Below are 13,019 nucleotides of genomic sequence, written 5' to 3'. Positions count from 1 at the left end.
TGGGTCCGCGCGCCAGGAGTCGAGTCGCCCCAGGGCCGTCCTACCTCCCCGCAGGGAACACCGCCCGCACCTGCCACCCCGCTCCCCCGCCCGCACGCGGCCCGGCGTGCAGTTCGCCTCCCAGCGCCGTCACCCGTTCCGTGAGACCGACGATGCCGAAGCCACCGCCGTACGCGGCCTCCGGGAACGGGGTGCCGCCGTGGCCGTCGTCCGTCACGGTGACCTCCAGGCGGCCGGCGGTACAGGTCAGGCGGACGGTGACCGCCGTGGCGTCCGCGGCGTGCCGCCGTACGTTGGTCGGCGCCTCCTGGACGACCAGGCCGGCCGCCCGGAACCGCGTCGAGATCGCGGCCTGGGCCTGGCAGAACGGCCACGCCCGGCCCGGAACGTGAGCCGCGGGGCACCCCCGGTGGCGCTCACCCGAACGGTCCGGCGCCGGTGGTGGGCGTTCGGCGCCGGTGGTGCGCTGAGGGCACGCGTCACGTTCCCAGGAGGCACTCCCGATGACCCGTCGTCCGTCCCGGCTCGTCCGCGTTCTCTCCCCCGCCCTGGCAGCGGGCACGCTGCTGTGCACCGCCGCCTGCTCGGACGACGGCGGCACGGACGGCTCGCGCGTCCGGGGCGTCACCGCGTCACAGGTCGCGGGACAGCGGCAGACCCCCTCTCCCACCGCCACCCTCTCCACGGACGGCGCCCGGACCGCGTTGATCACCGAGGCGGACATCGAGGACGACTGGACGCAGGTGAAGGACACGGAGGCGGAGAACTGGCACGACAGCCTGCTCATCGGCACCGTCGACGTCTCCGACTTCCTCACCGCCAAGGCCCAGGCGTCCGACTGCCGGCGGCTGCTGGAGTCGCTGTTCGACGACGATCTGCTGGGCAGGCCGTCCGGCGCCTCCGAGCTGCGCGGCTTCCAGCAGGGCGACTCCCGCCTGCTGTACCAGGTCGCCTCCTACGACCGGACCGACCCGCAGGAGTCCCTGAACTGGCTGGGCACCCTGCCGGAGAAGTGCGACCGGTTCACCGTGACCGACGGCACCGAGAAGCGCACCGTCCAGGTCATCGAGATCTCCCTGCCCAAGGTCGGCGACGCCCGTCAGGGACTGCGCGTGACGGTGCAGGGCTCGGCCGGCGGTGACGACGCCACGCTCACCCTGGACGTCGCCGCCGTGCGCGTGGGGGACGACGCGATCACCGTCACGGCGGGCGGGCTCGACGGGGACGAGAACGAGTCGGCGCAACAGGCGGTGCAGCAGGGCACCCAGCGGCTCAAGGACGTCCTGGCCGGGAAGTCCCCCGCCCCGAGCCCCAACTGAGCGGCCCGGCACGGCGATCGACTCCCTGCGAGCCGCCGGCGCCGACCGTCGTGCCCGCTCCCCCGATTCCCGGGACAGCGTGATCATCGGAGCGGCACAATGGCGGCGACGACCGGTTCGGGTCGGGCGTGCGAGGAGAGGACGAGTCGTGAGTGATGGCCACACCCCTTCGGGAGGGTCGACGAGACTGAACACCGGTGTGGCGCACAACGCGCGCGTGTGGAACTTCTGGATCGGCGGCAAGGACAACTACGAGGTCGACCAGCAGGTCGGCGAGCACGTCGCCGGCATGTTCCCGGTCATCCGGGACATCGCCCGGGCGGACCGGGACTTCCTCGGCCGGGCCGTGTCGTTCCTCGCCGGTGAGCGCGGAGTGCGGCAGTTCCTCGACATCGGCACGGGACTGCCGACGGCCGACAACACCCACGAGATCGCCCAGCGGCTCGCGCCCGACTCCCGCGTCGTCTACGTCGACAACGACCCGATCGTGCTGGTGCACGCCCGTACCCTGCTGACCGGCACCCGCGACGGCGTCACCGCCTACATCGACGCCGATGTGCACGACCCGGACGCCATCGTCGAACGGGCCGGGCACACCCTCGACTTCACGCAGCCCGTCGCCGTGATGATGCTGGGCATCCTCAACTTCGTCCTCGACGTCGAGAAGGCCCGGGACATCGTGCGCCGGGTGATGGCCGCGGTGCCGTCCGGCAGCTTCCTCGTCCTCACCCACCCCACCTTCGACGACGAGCTCGGCGGCGCGGGCCAGATCCCGGCCATGAAGTTCTGGAACGAGAACGCCACTCCCCCGATCACCGCCCGCAGCGGCGCGGACATCGCCGCGTTCTTCGAGGGCCTCGAGGTGCTCGAACCGGGCATGGTGTCGTGCGGGCAGTGGCGTGCCGAGCCCGGGTCGGCCGTGCTGGTGCCGCAGTACGGCGCGGTGGCCGTGAAGCCCTGACGCCGGCCGCCTCCGCAGCCGGACGCGCTGCGGATCGCCCGCCGGGCCGGGCGGACAACGCCCTGCGGGTCTGCCTGCTGCAGACCGACGGGCCGGAGGACGATTGAACAGGCGTGTGGCCGGTCACAGTTCTCCAGGAGCGGCTACCCAGGAAGTCCGAACGGCTGAAAGTATGATCAAGCAATGTCTGACATGACCGAAACCACGCCCGGCTGGCTGTCCTCCGACGAACTGGAGATGACACGCGCCCGCATGCCGATCCTGTACGTCGAGGCCGTCCCGGTCCGCGTCGACGACAGCGGCGAAGTCACCAGTGTCGGCCTGCTGCTGCGCATCGGGCCGGACGGAACGGTCAGCCGGACGCTGGTCTCCGGCCGCGTACTGCACCACGAACGCGTCCGCGACGCCCTCCTGCGCCATCTGGAGAAGGACCTCGGCCCGGTCGCGCTGCCCCGGGTCCCGGCGTCGCTCCAGCCGTTCACGGTCGCGGAGTACTTCCCCACCCAGGGCATCACGCCGTACCACGACCCACGCCAGCACGCGGTGTCCCTCGCCTACATCGTGCCGGTGACGGGCGACTGCCGGCCCCGGCAGGACGCCCTCGACCTGGTGTGGTTCAGCCCGCAGGAGGCCGTCTCGGAGGCGGTGCAGAGCGAGATGCCGGGCGGGCACGGGGTGCTGCTGAAGCAGGCGCTGGCGCATGCGGGCTGCGTGATCTGACCGTCCCGGGCGGTCGGGAAAGGGCGTCCAGCAGATACCCGGGGGCGTCCCGCACGGTGCCGTCTCCGGACCGGGGGACCTCGCGGGGCCGAGGGAGCGCCGTCCGCTGGTCCGCGTCGCCGGACCCCTTACGCGATGAGCGGGTCCGCCGATTCCGGCGGACCCGCTCATCGATGCTGTCGGGACGACAGGATTTGAACCTGCGACCCCTTGACCCCCAGTCAAGTGCGCTACCAAGCTGCGCCACGTCCCGTTGCCCGTCTGACCTGGGGATTCCCCCGGCCGAACGCGCAGGGAAACAATACCGCACTCGCACCGCTGATCGCGCATCCGTTTCCGGGGAACACCGCTTGACCTCAAGTTTGCTTGAGGTTGCATGCTCGTCGTCATGACCGACGCGACACTGACGCACACGCAGACGTACACCTACGCCGATCTGCCGGGGCTGATGGGCCTGATGACCGGCGACGAGAAGCACGGCCCGGCCGCGACGTCCACGCTGGACGTGTTGTGGGTCCTCTACGACCGCGTCCTGCGGGTGAGCCCGGACAGCCGGGAGGACCCGGGGCGGGACCGGTTCCTGCTGTCGAAGGGGCACGGGCCGATGGCGTACTACGCTGTGCTGGCCGCCAAGGGCTTCCTGCCGGTGGAGTGGCTGCCCGGCTTCGGCTCTTATGACTCCCCGCTCGGCCACCACCCCGACCGGACGCTCGTGCCGGGGGCCGAGATCGGCAGCGGATCACTGGGGCACGGGCTGCCCATCGCCGTCGGCACGGCGCTGGGGCTGCGCTCCCAGGGGCTCGACGAGCCGCGGGTGTGGGCACTCATCGGAGACGCCGAGCTGGACGAGGGCAGCAACCACGAGGCGATCGCCTTCGCCGGGCCCGCGGGGCTCGACCGGCTGCACACCGTCGTCGTCGACAACGCCTCCGCCGCCTACGCGCGGCCCGGCGGGATCGCCGCCCGTTTCGAGGCGGCGGGCTGGTCCGCGCTGACCGTCGACGGCCGTGACCACGAGGCCCTGTGCGCCGCCTTCACCGCGCCGCACCCCGGCCGCCCGCACGTGGTCGTGGCCCGGGTCGAGCCGAAGTCCGCCTGAACCCCGCACCGAAAGGAACCTCTCCCCATGGACACCATGCGTGACCGTTTCGCCCCCGTCGTCTCCCGGCTCCTCGACGAGGACCCCCGGGTCGCCGTGGTCCTCGCCGCGATCGGCACGGACGGCTTCGCGGAGGCCGCCCGCCGCCATCCCGGCCGGGTCGTCGACGTCGGCATCCGCGAGCAGCTCCTGATCGGGGCGGCGGCGGGGCTGGCGCTGACGGGGTTGCGGCCCGTCGTGCACACCTTCGCCAGCTTCCTCGTGGAGCGGCCCTTCGAGCAGGTCAAGCTGGACCTCGGGCACCAGGACGCGGGGGCGGTGCTGGTGAGCGCCGCCGCCTCCTTCGACTGGCCGGCCGGGGGCTACACGCACATGGCGCCGGGCGACGTGGCGCTGCTCGACACCCTGGACGGCTGGACCGTCCACGTGCCGGGGCACCCGGACGAAGCCGAGACGCTGCTGCGGCACGCGGTCGCCGCGGGCGACGACAAGGTGTACGTACGGCTGTCCGTACAGGCCAACGGCCAGGCGCTACCGGTCGACGGCGAGCACTTCCGCACGGTCCGCGAGGGACGCTCCGGCGTGGTGGTCGCCGTCGGGCCGATGCTCGACGCGGTACTCGCCGCCACCGAGGGGCTGGACGTCACCGTCCTGTACGCGACCACCGTCCGCCCCTTCGACGGCGCCGCCCTGCGCCGGGCCACCGAGACGGCCGGGACGGACGTCGTCCTCGTCGAGCCCTACCTGGCGGGCACCTCGACGGCCGCCGCGAACGACGCGCTGGCGGATGTGCCGCACCGGGTCCTCGGGCTCGGCGTGGGCCGTCGGGAGCTGCGGCGCTACGGGCAGGTGGAGGAGCATGTCGCCGCCCACGGCCTCGACGCCCGGTCGCTGCGGGAGCGCATCGGGGGCTTCGCCGGGACGGCGGCCCTCCGGGGGTGAGACCGGGCGGACGTCACTGCGCCGGCAGGCCGAGCCGGGGGTGAGCCTCCAGGAGCCGGGTCGGGGCCGCCTGGCGCCAGGAGTCGGCGAGGATGTCCCGCAACTCGCCCTCGTCCTCGATGGCTTCGAGCCTGGCCCGCACCCAGGCGAACTGGGACTCGTGGTCGGCGATCCAGAACTTCCCCGGCTCGGCGAGCACCAGTTCGTTCCGCTCCTCCTTGGGGCAGCGCACGGCGATGGACGTCTCGTCCTCCGGCAGCGTGGCGAACATTTTTCCCGCGACCCGGAACGTGGGCATGCTCCAGGCGATCTTCTCCGTCGTGTCCGGCAGGGACAGGGCGATCCGTCGTACGTCTTCGGCATCCGGCATGGCAGGCACGGTAGCGGCTGCCACCGACAGTCACCTGGTGAGAGCGGCCGCCGGTACGTGCTTGTAGTAGATCGTCGTCGGGCGCAGCACTCCGCCCGGGTCCGCCGCGTAGTCGGGGATCGCGCCGGCCGGGGTCCAGCCGGCGGAGCGGTACAGCTGCTCGGCGGGGCTGCCGGTCTCGGTGTCCAGGTGCAGGAGGGTGATGCCGGCCGCCGCGGCCGCGGCCTCCGCCGTGGCCAGGAGCCCGCGGCCGAGGCCGCGGCCGCGGGCGTCCGGGTGCACCATCAGCTTCACGAGCTCGGCTCGGTGGCGGCTGTTGGGCTTGCCCGGGAAGGCCAGGCTCACCGTGCCGAGCACCCGCTCCCCGTCGAGCGCCGCCCAGACGACGAGCCGGCCCGCCGTGACCTCCCCGGCTCGCTCCTGCCACCAGGCCAGGGCCTGCGCGCGGCCGAGCGGGGCGAGGAAGCCGACCGAGGCGCCACCGTTCACGGTGCCGACCAGCAGGTCCGCCAAGTCCCCAGCATGTTGCAGCAGTTGAGCTGCGTCCAGGCGGATCACGGCCGCACCACCGCCAGCAGGTACCGGGTGCCCTCGGGAGCGGCGCACCGGAACCGGGTCGGTCCCCACACGCGCATCCGCAGGCAGTCCCCGGTGCGGAGGTGGTGTTCGGTGTCCTGCTCGGTCACGTCGAGAGCCCCTTCCAGGATCCAGATGTGCTGCTCGAGACCCGCCACGGGCGGGCGGTCGTAGGCGATGTCGGTTCCGGGGGCGAGGCGCGCCTCGACCAGTTCGCCGCGCAGGGCGGGGTGCGGGGGCGACACGGACCGCCGGACGAAGCCGGAGGTCCGGTCCTGCCAGACGGGCTGCGCGGCGGAACGGACCACGGCCTCCGGTTCCGCCTCGACCTCGCTGAGCAGCTGGGACATGGTGCGCCCGTAGACGGCGCACAGGCGGTTCAGGAGCGAGGCCGTGGGGCTGGTCTCCGCCCGCTCGGCCCGGGACAGGGTGGACCGGCTCACCCCGCTGCGGTCCGCCAGCTCCCCCAGGGACCAGCCGTGTTCGGCCCGGAGCCCGGCCAGGCGTGCACCCAGCCGCGCGTCGACGGGGTCCACCTCGTCGCTTCTCATATCCGGGACGCTATCCCGGATATGAGACGGTTGCGTTACGGGCCGCTCACACCCGCGCCGCCGCGCCGAGCGCGTCCAGCACGGGCCGGATGAGGGGGTGATCCTCGGCTCCCCTGCGTACGGCGGCGAAGACCCGGCGCGTCGGGGCCGTTCCGTCGACGGGGCGTACGACCACCCCGGCGAGGTCCATGCCGCGCAGCGCCGAGCGCGGCACCAGGGCGACGCCCGCGTCGGCCGAGGCGAGGGCGACGACCGCGCGGAAGTCGTCCGAGCAGTGCTCCATGCGGGGCTGGAAACCGGCGTTCTCGCAGGCCAGGATCACCACGTCGTGACAGGGATTGCCCGGATACTGGCCGATCCACGGGTCCTTGGCCAGGTCGGCGAGCGGCACCTCGGCCGCGTCGGCCAGGCGGTGGGTGACCGGGACGACCGCGTCGAAGGGCTCGGCGTACAGCGGGACGTGGGTCAGGCGCGGGTCGTCCGCGGGCGGCGCCCCGCGGTACTCGACGGCGACGGCGACGTCGACCTGCCGGTCCAGGACCATCGGCAGGCTGGCGTCGCCCTCGGCGTCCTGGACGCGGATGCGGATCCCGGGCGCCGAGTCGGCGAGAGCGGCCACGGCGGGCGCGACGACCAGGGCGATGCCCGTGGCGAAGGAAGCCACCGTGACGGTGCCGGCCGCTCCCGAGCTGTACGCGGCGAGCTCGGCCTCGGCCCGCTCCAGCTGGGCGAGGACGGCGTTGGTGTGGTTGAGCAGGATCTCGCCGGCGGGGGTGAGCCGTACGCCTTTGGCGCCGCGTTCGACGAGCCGGTGGCCGGTCTCCTGCTCCAGTGCGGCGAGCTGCTGGGAGACGGCCGACGGAGTGAGGTAGAGCGCGGCGGCAGCCGCCGTCACCGTACGGTGGTCGGCCACCGCCCGGAGGATGTGGAGCCGCCGCGCCTCGATCATGCGATCGATTGTCTCAAATGCACCGGGTGCTGCCGGTCAGCCCTCCAGCTCCGACCGTGCCGCCACGAAGGCGTCGACCGCGCGGTTGACGTCGTCCGTGGAGTGCGCGGCCGACAGCTGGACGCGGATGCGGGCCTGGCCCTGCGGCACCACCGGGTAGGAGAAGCCGATGACGTAGACGCCGCGCTCCAGCAGCAGCTCCGCCATGCGCCCGGCGACCGCCGCGTCACCGATCATCACCGGGGCGATGGCGTGGTCGCCGGGAAGGACGTCGAAGCCCTCCTCGGTCATGCGGCGGCGGAACAGGGCCGTGTTCTCGGCGAGCCGGACACGCAGGTCGTCCGCCGCCTCCAGCAGGTCGAGGACCTTCAGGGAGGCCGCCGCGATCACGGGAGCGAGGGTGTTGGAGAACAGGTACGGCCGGGAGCGCTGACGCAGGAGGGCGACGATCTCGGCGCGGGCGGCGACGTAGCCGCCGGAGGCGCCGCCGAGGGCCTTGCCGAGGGTGCCGGTGATGATGTCGACGCGGTCCATGACGCCGTGCAGTTCGGGCGTGCCGCGGCCGCCGGGACCGACGAATCCGACCGCGTGGGAGTCGTCGACCATGACCATCGCGTCGTAGCGGTCGGCGAGGTCGCAGATCTCGCGCAGCGGGGCGACGTAGCCGTCCATGGAGAAGACGCCGTCCGTGACGATCAGGCGGCGGCGCGCGTCGGAGGCCTCCTTGAGCCGGGCCTCCAGTTCGGCCAGGTCGCGGTTGGCGTAGCGCAGGCGGCGGGCCTTGGACAGGCGGATGCCGTCGATGATGGAGGCGTGGTTGAGGGCGTCGGAGATGACCGCGTCCTCCGGGCCGAGCAAGGTCTCGAACACGCCGCCGTTGGCGTCGAAGCAGGAGGAGTAGAGGATCGTGTCCTCCTGGCCGAGGAAGGCGGACAGACGCGCCTCCAGCTCCTTGTGCACCTCCTGGGTGCCGCAGATGAAGCGGACGGAGGCCATGCCGTAGCCCCAGCGGTCCAGGGCCTCGTGGGCGGCGGCGACGACCTCGGGGTGGTCGGCGAGGCCGAGGTAGTTGTTGGCGCAGAAGTTGAGGACCTCGCCGGGGCGGCCGCCCGCGGTGACGTTGACGGTGGCGGACTGCGGGGTGCCGATCACGCGCTCGGGCTTGTGCAGTCCGGCGGCGCGGATGTCGTCGAGGGTGGCGCGCAGGTCGTCGCGCACGGAGTCGAACATGGGGCAGCTCCTGAAGTGCTTGCGGTGGCAGGGGGTTACGCGGTCCAGTCGAGGATGACCTTGCCGCCGCGGCCGCTCGCCGCGTCCTCGAACGCCGCCTCGAAGTCGCGGTGGCCGTAGCGGCCGGTGATGACGGGCGCGAGGTCCAGGCCGGCCTCCAGCAGGACCGACATGGCGTACCAGGTCTCGAACATCTCGCGGCCGTAGATGCCCTTGATGGTGATCATCGAGGTGACGATGCGGGCCCAGTCGACGGGGAACTCCTCGGCGGGCAGACCGAGCATCGCGATCCGGCCGCCGTGCGTCATGTTGGCGATCATGTCGCGCATGGCCTCGGGGCGGCCGGACATCTCCAGGCCGATGTCGAAACCCTCCCGCAGTCCGAGCGTGCGCTGCCCGTCGGCGATGGTGGAGCCGGAGACGTCGAGCGCGAGGCTGACGCCGATCTTGCGGGCCAGCTCCAGCCGCTCCGCGCTGACGTCGGTGATCACGACGTTGCGGGCGCCGGCGTGCTTGGCCACGGCTGCGGCCATCAGGCCGATGGGACCGGCGCCGGTGATGAGGACGTCCTCGCCGACGAGCGGGAAGGACAGCGCGGTGTGCACGGCGTTGCCGAACGGGTCGAAGATCGCGGCCACGTCGAGGTCGACGGGCACCCTGTGCACCCAGACGTTGGCGGCGGGCAGGGCGACGTACTCGGCGAACGCCCCGTCCCGGCCCACGCCGAGCCCCACGGTGGCCCGGCACAGGTGCCGGCGTCCGGCCAGGCAGTTGCGGCACTTGCCGCAGACCAGATGGCCCTCGCCGCTGACCCGGTCGCCGACGCCGATGTCGGTGACGTCGCGCCCGGTCCCGACGACCTCGCCGACGAACTCGTGTCCGAGCACGAGCGGGGTGCTGATCGCCTGCTGGGCCCAGCCGTCCCAGGCGCGGATGTGCAGGTCCGTGCCACAGATTCCGGTGCGCAGCACCTTGATGAGGACGTCGCCGGGCCCGACGGTGGGCTCGGGGACGTCCGCGAGCCACAGCCCGGGTTCCGCCTTCTGCTTGACCAGCGCCTTCACCGCTAGGGCTCCTGGGGGTGAGTCCCGGCTCCGGGCATGCCGAAACAGCCTCTGGGCCGGGAGAGGAGTGGGATCGCACTGCAATCTGCCGTACAGCGGCCGACCGGTCCATCGAGGATTTCTTAAGCGCCGCCTCAGCTTTCCTTCACGCCCTCGGGGGCCCGCGCCGGGCTTCAGTAGGGCGGCAGGCCGTCCCTGCTCTCCAGTTCCACGACGAGCAGCGCGGCGTGTTCCTTGATCGCCGTCAGGCCGGGCTTCCCCCACGGGCGCGGCTCGACGTCCGCGACGCTGACCGTGCCCAGCACCAGACCGGTGCCGTCGATGAGCGGCGCCCCCAGATAGGAGCGGATGCCGAACTCGTCGACCACCGGGTTGCCCGCGAACCGCGGGTAGTCGCCGACGTCCTCCAGGACGAGGGCCTTGCGGCGTGCCACCACATGGGGGCAGAAGCCGTGGTCGCGGGGCAGGGCCCGGCCGAGGCGCGGGCTGGTGCCGTCGCTGCGCACCACCGGCGCGACGGCCGGCACGAACAGGCCCGCGTAGAACTGCCCGTGCTCGTCGGGGAGGTTGACCATGGCGTAGGGCGCCCCGGTGAGCTCGGCGAGGCGGTGCGCGAAGGCGTCGAGTGCGGGTTCGGGGCGCTCCCCCAGACCCAGTCGGCGCAGACGGCGGGTGCGGGCGGGAGCCTCCTTGTCCTCGGGTGTGAGCAGCAGACGACCGGCCGGGCGTGGCGGGTCGTAGGTCATGGGCGAGCTCCTGGGCTGTGGGCTTGCGTCATATATGCACTCCGTGGCGGGTGTGAGGGGGTCACATGTGGGCGCCGTACTCCGTCGCGGGGGCCGGGGTATGGGCGATGAGATGGCGTACCAGGGTCAACAGGGTCTGGACCCCGGAGCTGGAGATCCGCGCGTCGCAGCACACGACCGGGACGTCCGGGGACAGATCCAGCGCGCCGCGCACCTCCTCGGGGTCGTAGCGGTACGCACCGTCGAACTCGTTGACGGCGACGATGAAGCCGAGGTCGCGCTGTTCGAAGAAGTCGACGGCGGCGAAACACTCCTGCAGCCGGCGGGTGTCGGCGAGGATGACCGCACCGAGCGCGCCCTCGCACAACTCGTCCCACATGAACCAGAAGCGCTCCTGCCCGGGCGTGCCGAACAGGTACAGCACGTGCTCCGGGTCGAGGGTGATGCGGCCGAAGTCCATGGCCACGGTCGTCTCGACCTTGTTCTCGATGCCGTCGAGGTTGTCGGTCGCGGCGCTGACGGTGGTGAGCAGCTCCTCCGTGCTGAGCGGCGCGATCTCGCTGACCGCGCCGACGAAGGTCGTCTTGCCCACGCCGAACCCGCCCGCCACCAGGATCTTCAGCGCGGTGGGGAACGGGTCGGCACCGTGGCCCGGTCCGTCGGTGTAGTCAGAGCTGTCGTCGTAGTCCATCGAGCACTGCCTCCAGAAGGGCCCGGTCCGTCGGGTTGTGGTGGAACGCGGGGGGCTTGGTGGTCAGCGCCCCGCAGTCGACGAGGTCCGCCAGCAGCACCTTGGTCACGGCCACCGGCAGTTTGAGATGGGCGGCGACCTCGGCGACGGCGACGGGCACCCGGCACCGTTCGAGCGCCTGCGCGTGTTCGGGGCCGAGATAGCCGAGGGGGGTCGCCCCGGTGGCCATCACCTGCGACACGAGGTCGAGCGCGACGGTCGGACGGGTGCGGCCGTTGCTGACCGTGAACGGCCGCACCAGCCGCCCGGCCGCGTCGTCGAGCCAGGGCCCGTCACCGGCCGCCGTCACGCTCAAGGCCTCATCGCCGGGGATTCGACGGACTGCCGGGGTGCGGTCACCAGGTAGGGGCGGACGCTCTTGACCAGCATGGCCATCTCGTAGCCCAGCACGGCCGCGTCGGCCTCGCGGCCGGCGAGCACGGCCAGGCAGGTGCCGGAGCCGGCGGTGGTGACGAACAGCAGGGTCGAGGCGAGCTCGACGACGACCTGCCGCACGTCGCCGCCGTCGCCGAAGCGGACCCCGGCGCTGCGGCCGAGTGAGTACAGGCCGGAGGCCAGGGCCGCCATGTGGTCGGCGCTGTCCGGGTCGAGGCCGTGCACGGATTTCACGAGGCCGTCGCAGGACAGCAGCACGGCGGCGCTGGTGTGCGGTACGCGCTGTACGAGGCCGCTCATCAGCCAGTCGAGATCGGAAACATGGGCGGTCGGCGCATCGCTCGCCATGGTGGATCGACTCCTTGGGGTACGAAGGTCTGCGGGAGCGCTGGAGGTGGGGGTGGGAAGGGGGGTGGTCATCCGGCCGGTGCGCTCCCGTCCTGCCGGGTGGTGGTCGTGCGGTGGTCGGAACGGGCCCCGGGGGCCGGTCTGGCCGAGGGGGACAGCTCCGAGGGGAGCGCCTCCCGGTGGACCGGCCGGACGGGCATCGGGTCCCGGTGTGCGGGGCCGGAGGAGGCCGGGTCCGTGGGGTCGGAGTCCATGTGTGCGGGGTCCATGTGAGCGGAGCCCATGTGTGCGGAGCCCATGGAGGAATCCACGTGTGCGGAATCCATGAGGGCGGAATCCATGTGAACGTGGCCCAGCGGTGCGGCGTCCGTGTAGGCGGCCCCCATGGGGGCGGAGCCCATGGAGGCGGACGCCGTGGAGGTTTCCGCCGTGTCGCCCCACTCCATGTTCCCGGCCTCCAGGTTCTGCTGGGCCTCCGCGAGGCTGATGCCGCGCTGGAAGGCCGCCATCAGACCGGGGTCGTGGCTCACGAGGTCCTCGGGGTCCTGCCGTGGCGTCGGACCGTCGCGCAGCTGGGGCACGATGTGCTCCTGGGCGCGGCGGCGGGGCAGTTGGGGCTTGCCCATGGTGCCGCGCACGGTGCCGTTGCGCGGGGTGGGAGGCTCGGTGACGTTCTCGGCGAGGATCCGCCGGTCGTCGGGACCGATGCCGGGCCGTGCCTCGGCCGGGGTGGGGCGCTCCCGGCGGGCCCCGCGCACCGGCAGGGGCGCGGGCCGGCCGCCCTGGGCGCTCCCGCCCGGGCCTGCTTCGGATTCCCGCTCGTGCCCTCGGGAGGCCGCGGGAGCCGGAAGCGGGGCCGAGGACCCTGCTCCGGACGCGGGCAGCGGCACGGACGAGACCCCGAAGTCAGCGCCCCCGACCGGGGATCGTCCTCCGGACGCGCCCGGGCCGGTGCTGGTGCCGGGGCCGCTCCCGGTCCCGTTCGGACCAGGCAGCCCGGCCGGCCCGTCCGGCCGCC

16 protein-coding genes, 1 tRNA gene and 2 pseudogenes are annotated in these 13,019 nt (G+C 72.8%); 6 read left to right on the top strand and 13 right to left on the bottom strand.

Translation table 11 applies throughout. From position 1 onward, the window contains the following. Positions 1 to 40 precede the first annotated feature (40 nt). Positions 41 to 328 (bottom strand): annotated as a pseudogene (locus tag GTY56_RS14170) (ATP-binding protein); the annotation flags it as partial. Here GTY56_RS14170 and GTY56_RS41145 point away from each other — a divergent pair. The 4 genes from GTY56_RS41145 to GTY56_RS14155 all read left to right on the top strand — a co-directional run bounded on the left by GTY56_RS41145 (position 267) and on the right by GTY56_RS14155 (position 3,000). Beyond that, the gene (locus GTY56_RS41145) at positions 267 to 392 is read left to right on the top strand and encodes a hypothetical protein (RefSeq protein WP_272923368.1); all 126 of its coding nucleotides are present in this window, start codon (positions 267 to 269) and stop codon (positions 390 to 392) included. The pseudogene GTY56_RS14170 and the gene GTY56_RS41145 sit on opposite strands and share 62 nt — an antisense overlap. A 111-nt stretch (positions 393 to 503) precedes the next feature. Then, entirely contained in the window at positions 504 to 1,319 is an 816-nt protein-coding gene (locus tag GTY56_RS14165) for a hypothetical protein (RefSeq protein WP_161365709.1), read from the top strand. 148 nt (positions 1,320 to 1,467) lie between these two features. Continuing rightward, positions 1,468 to 2,280, top strand: coding sequence for an SAM-dependent methyltransferase (locus GTY56_RS14160; RefSeq protein ID WP_161365708.1), 813 nt, complete (start codon positions 1,468 to 1,470; stop codon positions 2,278 to 2,280). Positions 2,281 to 2,472: 192 nt separating this feature from the next. Next, positions 2,473 to 3,000, top strand: a complete 528-nt coding sequence (locus GTY56_RS14155; protein ID WP_033308005.1) for an NUDIX hydrolase family protein — start codon at positions 2,473 to 2,475, stop codon at positions 2,998 to 3,000. A 179-nt stretch (positions 3,001 to 3,179) separates the two neighbouring features. On the opposite strand, the gene GTY56_RS14150 is transcribed toward GTY56_RS14155, so the two are convergent. Next, positions 3,180 to 3,253: transfer RNA gene (locus tag GTY56_RS14150), tRNA-Pro, on the bottom strand. 135 nt (positions 3,254 to 3,388) lie between these two features. On the opposite strand from GTY56_RS14150, the gene GTY56_RS14145 reads away from it, so the two are divergent. Together GTY56_RS14145 and GTY56_RS14140 are read left to right on the top strand one after the other, a co-directional pair. Then, the gene (locus tag GTY56_RS14145) at positions 3,389 to 4,099 is read left to right on the top strand and encodes a thiamine pyrophosphate-binding protein (RefSeq protein WP_161365707.1); all 711 of its coding nucleotides are present in this window, start codon (positions 3,389 to 3,391) and stop codon (positions 4,097 to 4,099) included. A gap of 27 nt (positions 4,100 to 4,126) precedes the next feature. Further along, positions 4,127 to 5,041: a transketolase family protein gene (locus GTY56_RS14140; RefSeq protein WP_161365706.1), complete on the top strand. Its 915-nt coding sequence runs from the start codon at positions 4,127 to 4,129 to the stop codon at positions 5,039 to 5,041. A gap of 13 nt (positions 5,042 to 5,054) precedes the next feature. Here the strand turns inward: GTY56_RS14140 and GTY56_RS14135 are convergent, their stop codons facing one another. From GTY56_RS14135 to GTY56_RS14085, 11 genes and pseudogenes are all read right to left on the bottom strand, one after another. Further along, positions 5,055 to 5,411 carry an MmcQ/YjbR family DNA-binding protein gene (locus tag GTY56_RS14135; RefSeq protein WP_062930376.1) on the bottom strand — a complete coding sequence of 119 codons (357 nt, stop codon included), beginning with the start codon at positions 5,409 to 5,411 and terminating at the stop codon, positions 5,055 to 5,057. Between the two features lie 30 nt (positions 5,412 to 5,441). After that, positions 5,442 to 5,924 (bottom strand): GNAT family N-acetyltransferase, encoded by a 483-nt coding sequence (locus GTY56_RS14130; protein ID WP_237524837.1) that lies wholly within the window; start codon positions 5,922 to 5,924, stop codon positions 5,442 to 5,444. 41 nt (positions 5,925 to 5,965) lie between these two features. Next, positions 5,966 to 6,538: a helix-turn-helix domain-containing protein gene (locus GTY56_RS14125; RefSeq protein ID WP_161365704.1), complete on the bottom strand. Its 573-nt coding sequence runs from the start codon at positions 6,536 to 6,538 to the stop codon at positions 5,966 to 5,968. A gap of 46 nt (positions 6,539 to 6,584) precedes the next feature. Beyond that, positions 6,585 to 7,487: a LysR family transcriptional regulator gene (locus tag GTY56_RS14120; protein ID WP_161365703.1), complete on the bottom strand. Its 903-nt coding sequence runs from the start codon at positions 7,485 to 7,487 to the stop codon at positions 6,585 to 6,587. 36 nt (positions 7,488 to 7,523) lie between these two features. After that, on the bottom strand, positions 7,524 to 8,717 hold the full coding sequence (kbl, locus tag GTY56_RS14115) for a glycine C-acetyltransferase (RefSeq protein WP_161365702.1): 1,194 nt from the start codon (positions 8,715 to 8,717) through the stop codon (positions 7,524 to 7,526). A 35-nt stretch (positions 8,718 to 8,752) separates the two neighbouring features. Then, entirely contained in the window at positions 8,753 to 9,781 is a 1,029-nt protein-coding gene (gene tdh, locus GTY56_RS14110; protein ID WP_161365701.1) for an L-threonine 3-dehydrogenase, zinc-binding type, read from the bottom strand. 173 nt (positions 9,782 to 9,954) lie between these two features. Next, positions 9,955 to 10,527 carry a GAF domain-containing protein gene (locus GTY56_RS14105; protein ID WP_161365700.1) on the bottom strand — a complete coding sequence of 191 codons (573 nt, stop codon included), beginning with the start codon at positions 10,525 to 10,527 and terminating at the stop codon, positions 9,955 to 9,957. Positions 10,528 to 10,588: 61 nt separating this feature from the next. After that, on the bottom strand, positions 10,589 to 11,218 hold the full coding sequence (locus GTY56_RS14100) for a GTP-binding protein (RefSeq protein WP_161365699.1): 630 nt from the start codon (positions 11,216 to 11,218) through the stop codon (positions 10,589 to 10,591). After that, positions 11,196 to 11,567 (bottom strand): DUF742 domain-containing protein, encoded by a 372-nt coding sequence (locus GTY56_RS14095; RefSeq protein WP_062930368.1) that lies wholly within the window; start codon positions 11,565 to 11,567, stop codon positions 11,196 to 11,198. The genes GTY56_RS14100 and GTY56_RS14095 overlap by 23 nt, the downstream gene beginning before the upstream one ends. Before the next feature lie 2 nt (positions 11,568 to 11,569). Continuing rightward, positions 11,570 to 12,001, bottom strand: coding sequence for a roadblock/LC7 domain-containing protein (locus GTY56_RS14090; RefSeq protein ID WP_031135180.1), 432 nt, complete (start codon positions 11,999 to 12,001; stop codon positions 11,570 to 11,572). A gap of 68 nt (positions 12,002 to 12,069) precedes the next feature. After that, positions 12,070 to 13,019, bottom strand: a pseudogene (locus GTY56_RS14085) (ATP-binding protein); the annotation flags it as partial.

Source organism: Streptomyces sp. SID5643 (assembly GCF_009872555.1).
Taxonomy (GTDB): Bacteria; Actinomycetota; Actinomycetes; order Streptomycetales; family Streptomycetaceae; genus Streptomyces; species Streptomyces iakyrus.
The sequence above is the reverse complement of the archived record's forward strand: the minus strand, read 5'-3'. Positions and strand labels throughout refer to the sequence as shown.

Coding starts and splice junctions, on each gene's coding strand:
- GTY56_RS14120 (WP_161365703.1), bottom strand. CDS start 7,487: ATGATCGAGGCGCGGCGGCTCCACATCCTCCGGGCGGTGGCCGACCAC.
- GTY56_RS14125 (WP_161365704.1), bottom strand. CDS start 6,538: ATGAGAAGCGACGAGGTGGACCCCGTCGACGCGCGGCTGGGTGCACGC.
- GTY56_RS14145 (WP_161365707.1), top strand. CDS start 3,389: ATGACCGACGCGACACTGACGCACACGCAGACGTACACCTACGCCGAT.
- GTY56_RS14100 (WP_161365699.1), bottom strand. CDS start 11,218: ATGGACTACGACGACAGCTCTGACTACACCGACGGACCGGGCCACGGT.
- kbl (WP_161365702.1), bottom strand. CDS start 8,717: ATGTTCGACTCCGTGCGCGACGACCTGCGCGCCACCCTCGACGACATC.
- GTY56_RS14165 (WP_161365709.1), top strand. CDS start 504: ATGACCCGTCGTCCGTCCCGGCTCGTCCGCGTTCTCTCCCCCGCCCTG.
- GTY56_RS14090 (WP_031135180.1), bottom strand. CDS start 12,001: ATGGCGAGCGATGCGCCGACCGCCCATGTTTCCGATCTCGACTGGCTG.
- GTY56_RS14135 (WP_062930376.1), bottom strand. CDS start 5,411: ATGCCGGATGCCGAAGACGTACGACGGATCGCCCTGTCCCTGCCGGAC.
- GTY56_RS14140 (WP_161365706.1), top strand. CDS start 4,127: ATGGACACCATGCGTGACCGTTTCGCCCCCGTCGTCTCCCGGCTCCTC.
- GTY56_RS14105 (WP_161365700.1), bottom strand. CDS start 10,527: ATGACCTACGACCCGCCACGCCCGGCCGGTCGTCTGCTGCTCACACCC.
- GTY56_RS14155 (WP_033308005.1), top strand. CDS start 2,473: ATGACCGAAACCACGCCCGGCTGGCTGTCCTCCGACGAACTGGAGATG.